This is a genomic window from Vibrio satsumensis, assembly GCF_050337435.1.
GTDB lineage: Bacteria > Pseudomonadota > Gammaproteobacteria > Enterobacterales > Vibrionaceae > Vibrio > Vibrio satsumensis.
Window position 1 is genome coordinate 26,996 of the sequence record NZ_JAKJSX010000017.1, and the last position, 15,271, is coordinate 42,266.

The 15,271-nt window shown below is 45.0% G+C and carries 14 protein-coding genes; 4 read left to right on the forward strand and 10 right to left on the reverse strand.

All coding sequences use genetic code 11. The annotated features are described in order from the left end of the window. Positions 1-66: 66 nt before the first annotated feature. The 8 genes from L4C44_RS20225 to L4C44_RS20260 form a co-directional block, all read right to left on the reverse strand. Complete coding sequence (locus tag L4C44_RS20225) at positions 67-1,821, reverse strand: bifunctional lysophospholipid acyltransferase family protein/GNAT family N-acetyltransferase (RefSeq protein WP_428805628.1); 1,755 nt, start codon at positions 1,819-1,821, stop codon at positions 67-69. A gap of 12 nt (positions 1,822-1,833) precedes the next feature. Then, positions 1,834-2,277, reverse strand: a complete 444-nt coding sequence (locus tag L4C44_RS20230) for a hypothetical protein (RefSeq protein WP_017096575.1) — start codon at positions 2,275-2,277, stop codon at positions 1,834-1,836. Positions 2,278-2,287: 10 nt separating this feature from the next. Then, a complete protein-coding gene (locus tag L4C44_RS20235; RefSeq protein WP_146489843.1) occupies positions 2,288-2,725 on the reverse strand; it encodes a YHS domain-containing (seleno)protein in 438 nt (145 codons plus the stop codon). Positions 2,726-2,737: 12 nt separating this feature from the next. Beyond that, the gene (locus L4C44_RS20240) at positions 2,738-3,487 is read right to left on the reverse strand and encodes an NRDE family protein (RefSeq protein ID WP_327785109.1); all 750 of its coding nucleotides are present in this window, start codon (positions 3,485-3,487) and stop codon (positions 2,738-2,740) included. Positions 3,488-3,489: 2 nt separating this feature from the next. After that, a complete protein-coding gene (locus tag L4C44_RS20245) occupies positions 3,490-4,032 on the reverse strand; it encodes a hypothetical protein (protein ID WP_428805629.1) in 543 nt (180 codons plus the stop codon). 19 nt (positions 4,033-4,051) lie between these two features. Continuing rightward, positions 4,052-5,185: an ATP-grasp domain-containing protein gene (locus tag L4C44_RS20250; protein ID WP_146489840.1), complete on the reverse strand. Its 1,134-nt coding sequence runs from the start codon at positions 5,183-5,185 to the stop codon at positions 4,052-4,054. Then, on the reverse strand, positions 5,182-5,769 hold the full coding sequence (locus L4C44_RS20255) for a DedA family protein (RefSeq protein WP_146489839.1): 588 nt from the start codon (positions 5,767-5,769) through the stop codon (positions 5,182-5,184). The genes L4C44_RS20250 and L4C44_RS20255 overlap by 4 nt, the downstream gene beginning before the upstream one ends. A gap of 327 nt (positions 5,770-6,096) precedes the next feature. Next, a complete protein-coding gene (locus tag L4C44_RS20260; protein ID WP_428805630.1) occupies positions 6,097-8,073 on the reverse strand; it encodes a bifunctional 2',3'-cyclic-nucleotide 2'-phosphodiesterase/3'-nucleotidase in 1,977 nt (658 codons plus the stop codon). Between the two features lie 414 nt (positions 8,074-8,487). On the opposite strand from L4C44_RS20260, the gene cysD reads away from it, so the two are divergent. From cysD to cysC, 4 genes are all read left to right on the forward strand, one after another. After that, on the forward strand, positions 8,488-9,432 hold the full coding sequence (gene cysD, locus L4C44_RS20265; RefSeq protein WP_261383389.1) for a sulfate adenylyltransferase subunit CysD: 945 nt from the start codon (positions 8,488-8,490) through the stop codon (positions 9,430-9,432). Between the two features lie 18 nt (positions 9,433-9,450). After that, the gene (cysN, locus tag L4C44_RS20270; RefSeq protein WP_285953131.1) at positions 9,451-10,881 is read left to right on the forward strand and encodes a sulfate adenylyltransferase subunit CysN; all 1,431 of its coding nucleotides are present in this window, start codon (positions 9,451-9,453) and stop codon (positions 10,879-10,881) included. A 65-nt stretch (positions 10,882-10,946) separates the two neighbouring features. After that, entirely contained in the window at positions 10,947-12,671 is a 1,725-nt protein-coding gene (locus L4C44_RS20275) for an SLC13 family permease (protein ID WP_285953132.1), read from the forward strand. Positions 12,672-12,695: 24 nt separating this feature from the next. Beyond that, a complete protein-coding gene (gene cysC, locus L4C44_RS20280) occupies positions 12,696-13,316 on the forward strand; it encodes an adenylyl-sulfate kinase (protein WP_146489834.1) in 621 nt (206 codons plus the stop codon). Positions 13,317-13,482: 166 nt separating this feature from the next. Here cysC and L4C44_RS20285 read toward each other — a convergent pair whose 3' ends face one another. Together L4C44_RS20285 and L4C44_RS20290 are read right to left on the reverse strand one after the other, a co-directional pair. After that, positions 13,483-14,391: a TIGR03899 family protein gene (locus L4C44_RS20285; protein ID WP_428805631.1), complete on the reverse strand. Its 909-nt coding sequence runs from the start codon at positions 14,389-14,391 to the stop codon at positions 13,483-13,485. Between the two features lie 351 nt (positions 14,392-14,742). Further along, positions 14,743-15,258 (reverse strand): DUF3299 domain-containing protein, encoded by a 516-nt coding sequence (locus L4C44_RS20290; protein WP_061019147.1) that lies wholly within the window; start codon positions 15,256-15,258, stop codon positions 14,743-14,745. Positions 15,259-15,271 lie beyond the last annotated feature (13 nt).

Here is a 15,271-nt window from a genome sequence, read left to right on the forward strand (position 1 = left end):
TAACCGATCCCAAATAAGTGCCGAAATCATCGCACTTATTTATGGATAGGTACAGAGTAAGATAAATCAGCGTCGTGCGTGTTGCTGTAGGTAATCTTGAGCAAGTTCTCTGCCCATGTATTTACCCAGAGTCTTCAGCGGTACCTTTTTGAGGTTCACCACAATCAAGCCATCCAAGGCATCATTAAATGATGGGTCAACATTAAAACACACCAGTTTGCCGTTCATCCCTAGGTATTGGCGCAGCAATACCGGTAGGCCTTTTCCTTGTTCCATCCGTGCTAATACTTTTGAAAGTAGGGGGACACTCGCCAGCGACGACAATAGGTGATTCTGCCAGAACACATGACTACTGGTATTAAGCGGTGATGAAGGAGAAACCAGATTCGCTTTTTCTTCATCGTAGTGGTGAATTGATAAGGTGGTCGCGATCAACAGGCGCGCATTGTGGCTGTAATCATTGCTGATACTGACCGGACCAAATAGATGGGTGTATTGAGGGTGTCGAGATACAAAGGTCGCGATGCCTTTCCACAATAGTAACAGTGAGTTCAGGCTCTTTTGGTAAGGTTTACTTACTACTGATCGCCCAAGCTCAATGCTGTTTTCTAGAGTATCAATGAATTCTTGGTTGTAGTTAAACAGGCTACGAGAGTAGAGCTGATCAAGTCCGTGCTCTGCGATGAGTTTGTCGACCATACCGAGTCGATACGCGCCGACCAGTTCTGCCTTAGCTTTATTCCACACAAACAGTTGATGGTAGTAAAGGTCGTACTCATCCAAATCACAGGCAAGCCCGCTGCCCTCTCCGACTTCTCTAAAGCTCTCTTCTCTTACTCGACCAATCTCACGCATTAAGTTAGGAATAGATTGGCTTGGCGTGCAGTAGACCTCGAAGCCCCCTTGCTCAAGTAACTTCATCTCTTCCGGAAGAGAATCGACCTCTATTGACAACACTTCTGGTGGAATAGGCGCAATCACTTGGGTATCAAAAGAGGGGGCTTGGATTGGCGTGTTCGGACTATCTTGTTGACTCATTAGGTAGGTATTGAGTCGTAGGTAGTTGACGATATCCATCTCTTTTTCAAACGATTTTATCTCTGAGTATAGAATCGAAGAACCGATAGAAATCGAGATGGTCGAAGCTCGTTTATTAAGAAGTTCACGCCCGAGTAGAGCGGTTCTCAGTAATGGATGAACACGACCTGCTTGATAGAAAAGCTCACTGTTTTTACCATTGATAAAGATAGGCACCGTGGTGGCTTGGTGACGCTTCACGAATTTCGCGACCGACTTGCTCCACTCGATGTCTGTCAGTGTTTTTACCCCTTTACGGTAGCTCGATACTTCACCTGCAGGGAACACGATCAACAGCCCGCCGTCGGCTAAGTGATGATTGGCATCTCGAATGGCTTTAGCATTGGTTCGTTTCGACTCTTTACTATTAAAGACATCAACGCCAATGAAAAGATCATCCAGTTCAGGTAGTCGCTTGAGCAATTCATTCGCCAACACCTTCACATCCTTCCTGACTGATCCTACGAGATCGGCAAGGATCACACCTTCAATGGCGCCAAGTGGGTGGTTCGCCACAATCACGACAGGCCCTTCTTCCGGGATATTCTCTGTGCTTCCTGATGCAATCGAGTAGTCGATATTAAGTGCCGATAGGGTGTAATTCATGAATTCAAAGCTAGATAACTCGTTTTTTCGATCTTGGTAGAGTCGGTCTAGCTTAGATAGCCCAGTTGCCCACTCGACAACAGACTCACCTAAACCAAAAGGCGTGTAACGTGGTAAACGAAAAGGACTATCAATCATAATGAAGCTACCTTATTGACTAAAGTTGTTTAGGAAACCGTCTTGATTCTTGAAATCTTTCACACTTAAAAAAGCACCGCATAACCACACTAGGCATGCCATGCCAAACAATAATCCACCGTCGTAACCGACAATTTCACCCGCAGCATTGAACTCAGGCATTTGAATGCCGAGCGGCGTAAACAGGTGGAAAAATATCGCACCACTCATGATGCCAACGCTCATAATGGCACCCAGGCCGTGCCAACGCGTGAAGAGCAAAATGGCAGCAATCAATTCAGCGAATCCAATCAAGTAGCCGCCAAACGAGCCGAACCAACTGAGCCCTGACCATGTCGCGAGCGTGCCAAAGATATGCTCTGTCTCGTATGAGCCAGTGAACTTAAAGAACAGCGACTGAATAAACACAAACGCGATAAATGCCGCAGGGATATGTTTGGCTGGAGTGAATGTCATGATTATTCCCTTACTTAATCAGTTGCGGCCAAACTTTATCGGCTTGTTGAATATGCTGTGCTTGGTCTTGCTCCCAACGCAGCTTAATCTCTTGGTCATAGTTGAGGTAAAGCTTGTTATCAACAATCGTCCATTGATGTGGGTCACCCGGTGCAAAGTCACTCTTCGCTGATACTGCCCAAGCGCAATAGCCACCATATTGAGGGGCATATTTTTCAGGATTATTAACAAATAAAGTCAGATTCTTTTCAGAAGAGAAATACCAATCCGCCCCTTTGTACTCGGTGCTGAATTTTTTACTGCCTTCAATGGGCTTACCGGAAGTGAAATACGCGACGGTATCGTAGCCATCGAGCGCCTTACTGCTAAAGAAACCAGTGTAGATTTCATCGGCGGCAAATACGTACGGGCTAACAAGTAGCAGAACCATAGTTAATAGTTTTCTCATGATGGACTCCATCTATAGATTGATTGCGGGTGATAAATCGAACGTAAAGCGCTGTTGATTTATCTGGCATTGCTTAATGGGTTCACAAGGCGAGCCGGGTGCATAAAACATCGAGGCTTGGCCATGTAGATTATGTAAGTGTGTAAAGCTCACCGTATGTGCGTCTTCACGATGCATACAGGTCGCTAAATGATGCTGTTCGCTATGATGGTGGGAGTGAAATTGAAGTAAGTTATGCTGATTCTTGCCTGTTGTCATAAGTTGATCGTATTTTGCTTGTCGGTAGGCTTGTACTCGCTCTAAATCAACACCGGATGAGAAGAGTGGAGAATCAGTGTTGACGATGTGCTGTTGAATACCATCCCACATGTAGGCGATAACCAAACCATTGTTCTGAGTTAAATTCGGCGCGAAAGCCAACAAGGTAAAGGGGGCAAAAGAGTTCAGATCGAGCTTATGAAATGCTTCAGAGAGCTGACTGATATTACGACTCGATGATAGGTTCTTGAGTAACAAACCACGGCTGACTAAAAGTCCATCAGGTACGATGCCTTGATAGTTATTGAGTAGGCATAACGAAAGCCCGAACTCATTGATACTGATCCAGCTACCACCGCCGGTTGGGTCGAGTGGCATGATGATATCGACGCCGTTAACTCGATATTGTTTAGGTGGCATCGCCAGTGCCCGTGTCTTTTGTTCATCACGATTAAAGAAGACCTGATAGCCATTGTCTTCAAGCAGCCAAGATACTGAACACATGATTATTGCTCCCTCAGATAGCTGCTGGTGGTTGGGGCATAACCAAAGGTGTTGCATGTTTCGACATCAAGAAAGGTCGTGATCACCTTGATCATCGCGTAATGATGATTGGCGTGCAGCGCAGCAAAGGTGACTTCTCTTTCTAGCGTAGAAGGTAGGCTTGCAAACACCTGAACATCCATCGAAACCTCGGTTTGGATCATGATAGGCGCTTCGAGATCTCTGCGGTCTAATCGTTCAAGCCAGTTGATCACGTAATGGATCTCTTTTACTGCGATTGACCTGTCGAATTCGACAGGGTGACCACGGCGACGAGTGTTGTAATCAACGGTCGCATTCTCTTTTAAAATAAGCGCATGAAAAAGATCGAGCGTGTGGCGAGTATGCTCACCAATAGAGCTTGTGATGTGCGGATTCGCTCGTGTCAGGTAGTCGCTGTCAGATATCGTTAACAAAAACTCTAAACCCTGATTCAATATCTCTACCGCTCCCTTGATACTAGGAGAGAAAGAAGTGAGGGCGCTCGGTTGGGCTATGGGGTTCATTCATTGTCCTCGTACAAAGTTAGTCAGTGGTCGGATATTGTTGAACAAGACGTCGCTCTTCTTGCCACGCAGCGAATAAGCTCTTGAAAGAAGGAGTCTTATGGCCTCGTTGTTTTTGCTGAGCGCCAATATCAAAAAGAATGCGGTATTGCAGAAGTAGCGTAGAAAATATCTCTCGCAGCGGTGTGTTGCGATCCCAGATATGCCCAGCCTCACTGCTTGCGCCATTGACCTCAAGGATCGTGAAATCCTCGCCGTTCATTAAGCTGTGCATGTCTTTAAACTTGACGTCGAGTCGGCCAAAATGAAAACCATCGAAGTCATCGAATATCTCGTCTAAACGTTCAGTTAAAGCCTGAGTAATGTATTGATTGCCATCGCGGAAGATGCAGCCACGGCTATGGCTACCTGCGAACGCGAGTTGGAACTCTTCGCCCTCTGCGAGCACTTGATCCAATCTATCTTGATGTCTTGGCAGATAGAGGTGACTGAGCTGCCCAGCACGCGGGCTATTTTCAATTAACTGTTTGATTGTCGACTTGCCATCACCCATCACCATTGGCGCATATTTGAGTGTGATCGAGATGATCTCGCCTTGCTTTTTGTTTGGGTAACGAACATAGAAAACGCCAGCTTCTGCCTGATAAGGCGCCTTTTCTTGCAGTAGAAAGCGAGCATTATTTGGGAAAGATTCAACATATTGCTCAAGTTGATCTTGTGTGTTGATTAGCTTGACGCCAACGCCTCGACAGCCAAGATCTGGTTTAGCTACAATCGGGAAATCAAGATCTGATTGTATGAGTGCGCTGCGTGCATCTTCAGCTTGTTTCTTACCGCTGAGATCCGTTTTGGTGAGGGTGATAAACGGAGAGATCCAACGCTGACTTGAAGATCCGGCAAGGCTTAATATCTCGTGTTTTGATTCGCCGACCATGCCGCTTAACTTGATGCTTGGGTTGGCAATGAGCGGTAGCGCCCAGTCAAAGTGCCGTAACCCTTGCATCAGGCTTTGAATCACCACTGGTGTGTAGAAGAACCAAGTTGGAAGAAACTCATAAGGAGAGACACTGCGCACGGTATCTTTTTCAAGCAAAGGCATGCCTGCATTGATTTGATGTGCGGGAATGATGCGAATATCTTGCGGTGAACTCATGATAATCCTCTAGAGTAGGTTTTATTCATTAATCGATTACCGATAAACAGTAAAGCGATGGCACACGGGATGATGATCCATTGATATTCAGAGGCTTGCAGCCACGCTGATGTCCCTAAATAGTAGATGGCAGAGAAGACAATGCCAGTCCAGATCGCAGTGGCACTAATAACGGCAAACAAGAAAGTAGGCAGTGGGATTGCGAAAAAGCCACTTAAGGTAAAGCCGACGGTACGAAGCCCTGGAATAAAGCGGATGACAAAAAGACTGCTGAAAGCGTTTTGACGTAATTTAGTGCGAAGTGCACGAAAGTATCGGTTGGTGAGGGCTTTGTAACGAACGCCTCGGAAATAATTTCCTGATTTACCTAGGTAATAGAGACCGAGATCACCTGTGGCAATGCCGATGAAAATGGCAAGCAACGCATATTGAGGAAGAATCAGTCCTTGTGTTGCTAAACCTGCCGCCGTAACAATCGCAAGATCTTCAAGCAGGTAAGAAAGCGCGATAATGCCAAGCATCAGCCATAGCAGCGACTCTTCTCCTGAGTGTAACCATGCTTGAATGCTCTCGACGGTGCTCATCAAATGTCCTTATCTATCCTATAGATGAATGCCTTAATAGCTATTCATTGAGTGTAGTAAATTAAATAGACAGGAAGAGCCGAGAAAAACTTACAACGAATTGCAGCTTTTTTAATCTGGTTGGGCGCCGTTGGGTATCAACTTAGTATGTTTCGATGAGGGAACGCGATAAGAGGCTGTGATTTTAAAAGCAGTTTGAGAGTGACGAATTATTAGAGGTTCAGAAATAATCTATCTGCTATTCAATTGCTTAAGTTGTTTGAAAACAAAAAGGCTGAGTCGTGAGACTCAGCCTTTAGAATGTTAACTATTAATTACTTGGGTAATCTATTTAGTTAGGTCAATCTGGTAAACAGCGAAACCAACATCGTCAGTCGCAACACGTTTCATCGGGTATTGACCCTTCTCTTTGATGAACTCTGCTGCTTTCTCGCTTGGCGACGTTTCAAAGCGGATATCTAGCTTGTTATCTGTTTTGATTGGCGCAAATGACCAGTTGTTATCAGCAGTTGGGCTTACTTGACCTTGCTCTTTGCTTACGCGAGAGATGTAGTTTGCAAGAACAGTACGGTTCTCATCTGGTGCATCAAATGCGATGAAATCTTCACCTGTACCTGGGAACTTAGCACTGTATGCACGGTAGTTGTTGGTTGCGATCAGGAAGTCTTGCTTCATGTCTATTGGCTTACCTTGGTAAGTTAGACCAACAATACGCTGTGAGTCAGGGTTAACCACTTTACAGTTTGCATCGTATTTCGCAGGTTGAGTGACGTCGATTTGGTAATCAACACCGTCGATAACATCGAAGTTGTAAGTACGGAAGTTATCCCACTCGATCAGCTGTTGTGGTGCAGTTGAGTTCACGTCGATCTGGTTGAATTGACCAGCAGAGCACTCAAGCCACTCTTTTACTTCGTGACCTGTTACCTTCATCGCCACTAGAGTGTTCGGGTAAAGGTATAAGTCAGCTGCGTTACGAAATGTCAGTTGACCAGATTCAACTTCAGTGAAGTTAGCTGGGTCATTCTTACGACCGCCCGCTTTGAATGGTGCAGCTGCTGAAAGTACTGGCGTACCATCTAGGTCAGGATCGCCTTGGATGAACTGCTCAACGTAATCTTTCTGTGCAAGGTTAACAATTTGTACTGTTGGGTCGTCTTGTACTAGAGATAGGAAGCTGTACATCACATCGTCTGCTTTACCAATTGGTTGGTTAACAAACTCACGCGTACCTGCGTGGTCTTTTTCTAGTGCTGTTACGATGCCTTCATCAGCTGCAGCAAGCGATTTTTTCTCAACCTTGTCGTAAATAGGGCGTGCTTCTGATTGGCCTTTAACCACTTCCCACTTACCGTCTTTTTGTGCAAGTGTTAAGTCCATAACACCCACGTGGCTACCCCAACGACCTGGCATGACTGCCGCAACACCGTTCATGGTGCCATTTTCGTTATCAACACCTTGGATATTGTCGAATCCTTTACCTGGGAATACCGCGTGAGAGTGACCGAATGCGATAGCATCAATGCCTTCTACTTCAGAAAGGTAAAGCGTAGAGTTTTCTTCGCCAGCTTTGTATGGGTCTTGAGATACGCCAGAGTGAGGGATTGCAACGATAACGTCTGCACCTTCAGCCTTCATTTGAGGCACTAACTCGTTAGCGGTTGCAATGATGTCACGAGCAGTAACTTTACCTTCAAGGTTCTTCTTATCCCACGTCATGATTTGTGGTGGAACGAAACCGATGTAACCCACTTTGATCTCATGTTCTACGCCAGCTGTATCTTCAAACGTGTGTGTCTTGATGATGTAAGGCGTGAAGTAGTGCTCTTTGGTTTCTGCGTCGTAAACGTTAGCACTGATGTATGGGAAATCAGCGTCGTTGATAGACTCTTCTAGGAACTCAAGACCGTAGTTGAATTCGTGATTACCGATGTTTGCTGCATCATAGCTTAGTTGGTTCATTGCTTTGTATGCAGGGTGAACTTCACCTGCAACGATGCCTTTGTCTGCCATGTAGTCACCCATTGGGCTACCTTGCAGCAAGTCACCGTTATCAACTAATACGCTGTTGGTTACTTCGTTTTGAGCTTCTTTTACTAAAGTTGCAGTACGTGCTAAGCCGATTTTTTTCGATGGCTTGTCTTTGTAGTAATCGTAATCCATTAGGTTGGTATGGATGTCCGTTGTCTCTACGACACGTAGTTTAATCACTTCATCGGTATCTGGTGTTGTTGTACAGCCTGCTAGAGTCAAACCAAGCCCCGCAAGTACAGCCAATGACAAAGGTTTCATTGCAACTTTCATTTTGTAGCTCCAAAGTGGATAGTAGAAAATTCGTTGCGTAATGTAACAAAATGGAATGAAACAATGATTACAACGAATGTTAATTCGTGACTTAGATCGATTACTTTATGGTGTTCTGCAAGACGCCTCCCAAAGCTGCTCAATCGATGCGCAATTGGTATCAATTATATTAGTCCATTCATTTCACTTGCTTATCGATAAATTTAATCCCTTATCAGCTTTTCGAATAAAAAATGAAATTTTAGAATTTCCAGTAATATGAGAGGCTCGTCATAATGCCTATATCAAGGACGTATCAGGCAGATGAATAGCAAGGATAGCTCAACACGAAGCTTCTGTTTTCTTCTAGTGCCAATACTCCCATTCACTCAAGTGGATGAGTTAAATCCCATGCTTGGCAAGACCAAGTAATGAATTGCTCGTAACGCGAGCCTTAAAGGAAGCACTGAAATGGACCAAGAACGTTTAACCCACTTAAAACAGCTCGAAGCGGAAAGTATTCATATTATCCGTGAAGTGGCGGCTGAGTTTGATAACCCAGTGATGATGTACTCCATCGGTAAAGATTCTTCTGTGATGCTTCATTTAGCTCGCAAAGCGTTTTACCCAGGCAAGATTCCATTCCCATTATTACACGTTGATACGGATTGGAAATTCCGCGAGATGATTGAGTTTCGTGACCGCACAGCAGAAAAGTACGGTTTTGACCTTTTAGTACATAAGAACCCTGAAGGTATCGAGATGGGTTGTAGCCCATTCGTACATGGTTCTTCGAAACACACAGACATCATGAAAACTCAGGGCCTTAAGCAGGCGTTAAACAAGTATGGGTTCGATGCCGCTTTCGGTGGTGCGCGTCGTGATGAAGAGAAATCTCGAGCGAAAGAGCGTGTTTACTCATTCCGCGATAAGAACCACACATGGGACCCAAAAAACCAACGTCCAGAGTTGTGGCACACCTACAACGGTCAGGTAAATAAGGGCGAAAGCATTCGCGTATTCCCTCTGTCAAACTGGACTGAACTGGATATTTGGCAATACATCTATCTAGAGAGTATCGATATCGTTCCACTTTACCTTTCTGATAAACGCCCAGTTGTTGAGCGTGATGGCATGCTGATCATGGTTGATGATGAGCGAATGGAGCTGCAAGAAGGTGAAGTAATTGAAGAGAAAAGCGTTCGTTTTCGTACTTTAGGCTGTTACCCACTAACCGGAGCGGTTGAATCTGAGGCGAATACGCTAACAGGCATTATTGAAGAGATGCTGGTGGCGACGTCTAGTGAGCGTCAAGGTCGAGCTATTGACCATGATCAGTCGGGCTCTATGGAGCTGAAAAAGCGCCAAGGTTATTTCTAAGAATCTAAGGAAAGAAAAATGAATAGTGCAGTAGAAGCCGAATTGGCTGAACTAGGGATTGAAGGTTATCTAAGTCAGCATCAGCATAAATCTATGCTTAGATTTTTAACTTGTGGCTCAGTCGATGATGGTAAAAGTACGCTAATCGGTCGCTTGCTCCATGATACAAAACAGATTTATGAAGATCAGCTAGCAGCCGTTCACTCGGATAGCCAACGAGTGGGTACGACAGGTGAGAAACCTGATTTGGCACTGCTTGTTGATGGCCTGCAGGCTGAGCGTGAGCAAGGAATTACGATCGATGTGGCTTACCGTTACTTCTCGACTCAAAAACGTAAGTTCATTATTGCTGATACTCCAGGGCATGAGCAGTACACGCGCAACATGGCAACAGGTGCTTCAACCTGTGATCTAGCGGTGATCTTAATTGATGCTCGTAAGGGCGTTCTGGATCAAACACGTCGTCACTCGTTTATTTCTAACCTGCTTGGTTTGAAGCATTTCATTGTCGCTATAAATAAGATGGATCTCGTGGATTACGCACAAGATCGTTTTGAAGAAATTCGCGATGAATACCTAGAGTTTGCTGAAAACCTAGAAGGCGAAACTAACATTCAGATCTTGCCAGTTTCAGCGCTTGAAGGCATCAACGTTGCTGCACCAAGTAAAGAACTAGCATGGTTCGAAGGCCCATCTCTATTAGAAGTGTTAGAGAATGTCGACATCGACCAAAAACGTTCTGCAGGTGAATTCCGATTCCCAGTTCAGTACGTAAACCGCCCTAACTTAGACTTCCGCGGTTTTGCAGGCACTGTGGCTTCTGGCCGCGTGAGTGTCGGTGATGAAATCAAGGCGCTGCCGTCTGGCAAAACCTCTAAAGTTGCACGCATTGTGACCTTTGATGGTGATTTGGAATCTGCGCAAGCGGGTTTAGCGGTAACGCTGACCCTTGAAGATGAGATCGATATCAGTCGCGGTGATTTGATTGTGCTGGAAAACGCTCAGATTGAATCTACTAACCACGTATTGGCTGACATCGTGTGGATGACAGAGCAACCGTTGCAACCGGGCAAAGCTTACGACATCAAGATCGCAGGCAAGAAAACTGTCGGTCAGGTTGAAACGGTTCGTCACCAATATGACATCAACAACCTGTCGACTCACGCTGTCGATGAGTTGCCACTGAATGGCATTGGCTTGTGTGAATGGTCACTGAACGAGACTGTCGCGCTGGATAAATACCGTGAGAGTGCTGATACCGGTGGTTTCATCGTTATCGACCGACTAACCAACGTGACGGTTGGTGCGGGTTTGATTCGAGACCGTTTGGACTCTGTTGAACAGCAAGTCGGTAACATCTCTGCATTTGAACTTGAGTTCAACGCTCTGGTTCGTAAGCATTTCCCTCATTGGGATGCCAAAGATTTAAGCCAATTACTGAAGTCATAAACGACCAAGTAACAGCTTATTGAATCAGGCGGAAACCGATCGTTTCCGCCATAAAGGACGGGTATATGTGGCAACAAGGATTTGTATTAGCGATTTTGCTCGGCATCATTACTTGCCTGCTCGTTACCCGTATTAAGCCAAGCTTTATCTTTGCTGGCGCGGCGTTTATTGCTTTTATGGCTGGCATGATCGACTTGTCGAGCCTAGCTAATAATTTCACTAACTCCTCGTTACTGACTTTAATTCTTCTGATCCTCGCATCAAGTGCGTTGGAGAAAACTCGCTTAATCAGTTGGGTTAGCCGCAATATCTCTGAAGGTAGGCTAGGCACAGTGGTTGCGAAGTTGGGTATTTCCACAGCGCTACTTTCTTCTTTTACTAATAACACTGCGGTGGTTGTCTCTTTGATCGGAGCGATCAAACGTAATCAGCAACATGCGCCATCTAAACTACTTATCCCATTGTCATACGCTGCCATTTTAGGTGGAACGCTGACATTGATCGGCACCTCAACCAATTTGATCATTAATAGCTTTGTTGAAGATGCCGGACTGCCGAGCTTAAACTTTTTCACACCAACCTTGATCGGTCTGGCGGTCTTGGTCGGTGGCGTGTTGATCCTTATCCCTCTGAGTTATTTCTTACCAAGCTACGATGATGGTTCCCAAGATGATTTGCCTTACTTCTTAGAAGCTAGAGTTGAGCCGGGCTCACCACTAGTTGGCCGCAGTGTAAGTGAGAATAACCTTCGAGCATTGAGAAAACTGTTCTTAGCAGAAGTGATTCGCGACGGTAAGACCACGGCATCGATTGATCCTGATTTTATTCTTCAAGCTCGTGATCGATTGCTGTTTTGTGGCGATGTCGAGAGTGTGGCGACACTACAAGAAATTCAAGGTTTAACCCTGTTTGGTCAGCATCATTTGAATGGTCAGAGTTTTGTTGAAGTTGTAGTGAGCTCGTCGGCAAGCTTCTGTAATAAAACATTAAAAACCAGTCAGTTTAGAGACCGTTTCGATGCGGTTGTGGTTGCTATTCGTCGTGGCCATGAACGCCTTGAAGGTGGTCTTGGAAACATCATATTGACCGCTGGTGATACTTTGATTTTGGTTCCCGGCAAACGCTTTGAAGAGCAGCGTCAGCAACACAACAAAGAGTTTGTGTTGATGAATGACTTAGATTCGAGTGCCAAGCTTGATGCAGATAAGTCGACGTTCGTGTTGCTTGGTTTTGCCAGTGTGATTGGCCTCGCTCTGGTTGACGCAGTACCAATTATCAAAGGCTTAGCTGGTTTTCTATTGTTGCTGGTGGCATTTGGCGTGGTACAGCTGGGTGAGCTCCGCCGCCGTTTCCCAGTCGATATTGTGGTGATCGTGGGCTCTGCACTTTCTATTGCCCAACTGATGATTTCATCGGGTTTGTCTGAGCGCATGGGGCTGATGTTCATGGAGGCATTTAATGGTTGGGGCGTATTCGGTGCGTTAGTTGCGACCTACTTTATGACCTTGGTTCTGACTGAGCTGGTGACCAATAATGCGGCCGCAGCACTCTCATTTCCGATTGGCTACAGTATGGCAGTAGGCTATGGCGTTGACCCTATGCCATTCATTATGGCGGTACTGTTTGGTGCCAGTGCCAGTTTTATCTCTCCATACGGCTACCAAACCAACTTACTTGTTTATAGCGTAGGTAATTACCATTTAACGGATTATCTACGTATTGGTATTCCAATCTCGATTGTTTATTCGGGTTTGGTATTGACCCTAATTCCTTACTTTTTCCCATTTTAATGCTGTTTATTTAAAGGACTAATTATGACCGCAGTACTCAAACCTAAAGATGAGAATGTTGTGTGGCATCAACACTCGATTGATAAAACATTTCGCGCGGATCTGAAATCACAAAAGCCAGCCGTGCTCTGGTTCACGGGGTTGTCTGGTTCTGGTAAATCGACAGTCGCTGGAGCATTAGAAAATCGCTTAGCACAGCTTGGTTACCATACTTACTTATTGGATGGTGACAATGTGCGTCATGGCTTATGTAGCGACCTTGGCTTCTCTGAACAAGATCGTCGAGAGAATATTCGTCGTATTGGCGAGCTTGCTAAATTGATGGCAGATGCAGGCTTAATTGTGCTGTCTGCTTTTATTTCTCCACATCAAGCGGAACGACAACTTGTGCGAGATTTATTACCTGAAGGCGAGTTTCTTGAGGTGTTCGTTAATACACCATTAGAGGTTTGCGAACAGCGTGACCCTAAAGGTTTGTATAAGAAAGCACGTGCGGGAGAAATTCTTAACTTCACAGGGATTAGTTCGACTTACGAAGCGCCAGAGAACCCTGAGATTGATCTACCAGCAGGAGAGAAGACGATCGATGAATTGGTAGAGTTGTGTATTGATGCGTTGGAGAAGCGAAATATTTTAGCCAATTGAGATCGTTGGTATGACTAAGGCTGCCAACTTGCTTATCGTTTTATTCATGACTGATAAGTAGTGCAGCCTTGGTTTACCGAGACAAGAAACCTACCTTTTAGATTCTCTTTATTCTTCTCAATACACTTCACTTTTTACACCGTCTATTTTTTACACCGTCGATTGTCTAGACGGTGTAATTCACGCTGCTTTTTACTTCTGTCTGAACCGTGAATTTTTGGCTTAATAGCGCAATCAATTGGTCGTAATACTGCGTGTTTGGCTTGTTGCCAAGTAAGGTACAAAGCTCATTACCTGTTGGGCTGAATCGGTAGTAAACCAGCTTCACCCCTTTTGATAACGGTGCCAGTGACATACTCTTACCTTGATAGGTTAGGTGCAGAGCTGGATCGAAATCAATTTCTCCAGACTCTAACTCAGTGCCCAGAATGATACCGAGTTCAATCAAATGGAGCAGACTAGAGTAGGGAAGGTTATGCCCACCAAGGTTGATGGTGTTGGTGGTGTCCCTTTTGCCAAAACTAAATAGTCCTGCGTGAGATTTGAAGCCGAGTAAGAGCTTTCTGCTGTTATCGCTACCAAAGCTACAACCCAGTGATGCAGCTCTTTGTAGGGTCAGTGCTTCCTTTGGCGTCATGTCTTTTAAGATCTGAAGCGCCTTCATCGACGTCGAGCCTGGGTTAGTGACCTCTCGTTTCAGTACTTGAGCCCATAGCCTTTGCATCGATGTATTGTGGATCTCTTGTGCCATATCGAAAAAGCGGTACAGCCAGTCCTGATCCGGGTCTCCGGCCGCTTCATCCTTACATGAAGAGTGCGCCAACTTTAGAATCTGTTCTAGGTTTTTTTGGCGAAGCTCTCTACGTTTTTTCTCTCGCAATAGTGCCCGTTCGATAAGGGTACTCTCACCTCTATCGTTTGGCTTTGCATTGTGACTAATTAAAGAATCGAGGCTGAAGCTTTGTGCGATGTGCAGCATTCTGCTGGCACTATCGGCAATATGAGGCTTTTTCTCATGCTTGTGCTGTGTATCGCTAGCATGCTCGATGATCACTGGCTGTTTGGTTTCTGACATAAGAGTACCCTAAGGAAACGACTTAACTGTCTAAAATGTAACTCTTTATCTTATTGGTGGCTAGATTTTGCGTGCAGAGTTGAAGGTTTCAACAAAATTTTACTGTTGCCAATGATAATAAAATGTTAAATTTGTTGCAGTTCTCAAGGAGGAGTTATGAATCAAGTCAATGATAACAAGCTGAAGAAACAGCTTTGTATAGGGTTATTACTCGCGACTTATGTCGCTGTGCTAGCTTACTTATCTAATTACATTGCGTAATTCAGAAGAAAATTATCGTTATTAAACTGTTATTGAATGATATCACTCGTTCAGTGACGGCAGCTCATCCTTGAGCCACCCTTCTAATGACTACATGTCGTCATATTCTTCAATCGCAGTACCTTCAATAAGATAACCGGTCTGCGCTAAGTCATGGCTGATCGACTCAGTTTTCAGCGTACCGACTAAATAAATCACATCCCATAACTGCTGTATTGGTGCACCTTTCGGGAACTTCACGTAGATGATTTGGTTCGGTGGTGGCGGTGGTACGTGGATACATGCGCCAAAGTAGGGTACTAGCAGAAACTCAGTGATCATATTCTCATCACCTTCCAATGGAATCACAAAACCAGGAATCTTTACTGTGCTGCCATTCAGTTCTGGGCGAACAGCACCAAGTGTCGATTGTTGAGGTTTGTCCATACTATTGTGGTCAACCATCGGCATGCCAAATGAATCTAGTTGAGCACGCTCTGATTCTGGAATCAAATCAATCCAATCAAGTGTTAACACCGATTCGTCGTTCTGAGTGGTTTCAGCGTGAGCTGTGCTGATAAATGGGAACAGAAGTAGCCCAAATATCAGGAGGAATTTGCGTTGCATCGTAGGTTCCTAT